This window comes from Brevundimonas sp., assembly GCF_036405315.1.
Lineage (GTDB): Bacteria > Pseudomonadota > Alphaproteobacteria > Caulobacterales > Caulobacteraceae > Brevundimonas.
Map to the genome: position 1 here is coordinate 1 of NZ_DASWXW010000112.1, position 2,601 is coordinate 2,601.

A 2,601-nucleotide genomic window follows, 5' to 3' on the forward strand; every position below is an offset into this window, starting at 1 on the left:
GTCTGCTCCGACATCACCGACCTGAAGCGCGACGCCCAGGCCCTGGCCGAGGCGCGCGACGCCGCCGACGCCGCCAACCGCGCCAAGAGCCAGTTCCTGGCCAATATGAGCCACGAGATCCGCACGCCCCTGAACGGCGTCATCGGCGTGGCGCAGGCCCTGGCCCGCACCAGCCTGGACGAGCAGCAGCGCGAGATGCTGGAACTGATCCATTCGTCCAGCCGCACCCTGCAGACCCTTCTCAGCGACATCCTGGATCTGGCCCGCGTCGAATCGGGTCGGCTGGAACTGGGCGACGAACCCTTCAACCTGGCCCGCGCGACGGAGGAGGCGGCCCAGCTCTACGCCGCCGCCGCCCGCGACAAGGGGCTGCAGTTCGTGGTCGAGGTCGCGCCGGAAGCCCGCATCTGGGTCCACGGCGACGCCGTGCGGCTGAAGCAGATCCTGACCAACCTGGTCTCCAACGCCGTCAAGTTCACCGCCGCCGGCTTCGTCAGCCTGACGGTCGACGCCGGGCCGAAAGGCCTGCGCTTCGTGGTTCAGGATACCGGCATCGGCTTTGACGCCGAAACCCGCGACCGCCTGTTCAGCCGCTTCGAACAGGCCGACGGCGACATCACCCGGCGCTTCGGCGGCTCGGGCCTGGGGCTGGCGATCAGCCGCGAGCTGGCGGCCATGATGGGCGGCGACCTGGGCTGCGAGAGCGAGCCGGGCGGCGGCGCGGCCTTCATCCTGACCTTGCCGTTGCGCGCCGCCCAGGCGCCTGTTGCGCCTCCGCCGGCGACGCCCGCGGCTCCCGCCGCCGACACCCAGCCGGCTGACGCCGAACGCCGTCTGCGTATCCTCGTCGCCGACGACCACCCCACCAACCGGCGCGTGGTCGAGTTGATCCTGGATCAGGCGGCGGTGGATCTGGTTTCAGTGGAAGACGGCGCCCAGGCGGTGGAGGCCTGCCGGGCCTCAAGCTTCGACCTGGTGCTGATGGACATGCAGATGCCGGTGATGGACGGCCTGACCGCCACCCGCGAGATTCGCCTGCACGAAGTGGCCATGGGCATGCCCCGCACGCCGGTCGTCATGCTGACCGCCAACGCCCTGCCCGAACATATCGTCGCGGGACTGGAGGCCGGCGCCGACCGCCACCTGGCCAAGCCCTTCAGCATCGAGGCCCTGCTGGCCATGGTGGCGGAACTGACGGCGGACGCGCCTCAGGCCGCTGAGCGAGCGGCCTGAGGGTCTTCTCTCTCAGTGTAGCCGTGGGTTATTCGTAGCCGTGGGCGGCTTCGTTGATGACCTGGCTGGGCATGGACGAGAAGTCCACGCTCATCGGCCGGGCGGCCTTGGACTGGAACGTCTTGATGACGTGCTCCAGACGGCGGCGCACCTCGCGCTCGGCCTCGGTTGATCCATCCAGCGCCAGGGGCGCCAGACAGAAGTCGATGATGGCCTGGGGTCGGGTCAGCGGTTCCATGCGTGTCTCTCCTGGTTAGGCGGCGTGAAACTGGGCGGTCTCGGTCGAGTCTTTCAGGGCCGTGGTCGAGGACTGGCCGTTCGAGATGACCGTGGCGACCTGATCGAAATAGCCGGTGCCGACTTCGCGCTGGTGGCGGGTGGCGGTGTAGCCGGCAGCCTCGTTGGCGAACTCGCGCTGCTGCAGCTCGGAATAGGCCGCCATGCCGCGATCGCGGTAGCCGTCGGCCAGCTCGAACATGGAGTTGTTCAGGCTGTGGAAGCCCGCCAGGGTCACGAACTGGAACTTGTAGCCCATGGCCCCCAGCTCGCGCTGGAATTTGGCGATGGTGGCGTCGTCCAGCTTGGCCTTCCAGTTGAAGGACGGCGAGCAGTTGTAGGCCATCAGCTTGCCGGGGTGCTCGCGCTGGATCGCCTCGGCGAACTTCCGGGCGTCGTCCAGGTCGGGGTGCGAGGTCTCCCACCACAGCAGGTCGGCGTATTTCGCATATGCGAGGCCGCGGGCGATGCAATGGTCCAGACCGGTTCCGGGCTTCAGCCGGAAGAAGCCCTCAGGCGTCCGGTTCTCCCGGTCGATGAACGGGTGGTCCCGCTCGTCGACGTCCGAGGTGATCAACTGGGCGCTCTCGGCGTCCGTCCGCGCCACCGTCAGGGTCGCGACGCCGCAGACGTCGGCCGCCAGCCGGGCGGCGATCAGGTTGCGCTCGTGCGCCTGGGTCGGGATCAGCACCTTGCCGCCGAGGTGGCCGCACTTCTTCTCGGAGGCCAGCTGGTCCTCAAAGTGAACGCCCGCGGCGCCCGCCTCGATGAAGGCCTTCATGATCTCGAAGCTGTTCAGCGGCCCGCCGAAACCGGCCTCGGCATCGGCCACGATCGGGGCGAACCAGTCGCGCTTCGCCCCGCCCTCGGCGTGCTCGATCTGGTCGGCGCGCTGCAGGGTGCGGTTGATGCGCCGGCACAGCTCGGGCGCGGCGTTGGCGGGATACAGAGACTGGTCGGGGTACATGGCCGAGGCCGTGTTCGCGTCGGCGGCCACCTGCCAACCCGACAGATAGATGGCCTTCAGCCCGGCCCGGACCATCTGCATGGCCTGGTTGCCGGTGACGGCGCCGAGGGCGTTCACGAACGGCT

At 68.9% G+C, this 2,601-nt stretch carries 3 protein-coding genes; 1 reads left to right on the plus strand and 2 read right to left on the minus strand.

Annotated features, from left to right (window positions below; genetic code table 11):
* A partial coding sequence (locus tag VGE49_RS06690) for an ATP-binding protein (RefSeq protein WP_331033783.1) occupies nucleotides 1-1,233 on the plus strand: 1,233 nt, incomplete at its 5' end.
* A gap of 28 nt (nucleotides 1,234-1,261) precedes the next feature.
* On the opposite strand, the gene VGE49_RS06695 is transcribed toward VGE49_RS06690, so the two are convergent.
* Together VGE49_RS06695 and aceA are read right to left on the minus strand one after the other, a co-directional pair.
* Nucleotides 1,262-1,471: a hypothetical protein gene (locus VGE49_RS06695; RefSeq protein ID WP_331033784.1), complete on the minus strand. Its 210-nt coding sequence runs from the start codon at nucleotides 1,469-1,471 to the stop codon at nucleotides 1,262-1,264.
* Between the two features lie 15 nt (nucleotides 1,472-1,486).
* The coding region (gene aceA / locus VGE49_RS06700; protein ID WP_331033785.1) for an isocitrate lyase at nucleotides 1,487-2,601 on the minus strand (1,115 nt) is incomplete at its 5' end.

What these genes read in the sequence shown, in the direction of transcription:
- VGE49_RS06695 (WP_331033784.1), bottom strand. Translation starts at nt 1,471, where the DNA reads ATGGAACCGCTGACCCGACCCCAGGCCATCATCGACTTCTGTCTGGCG.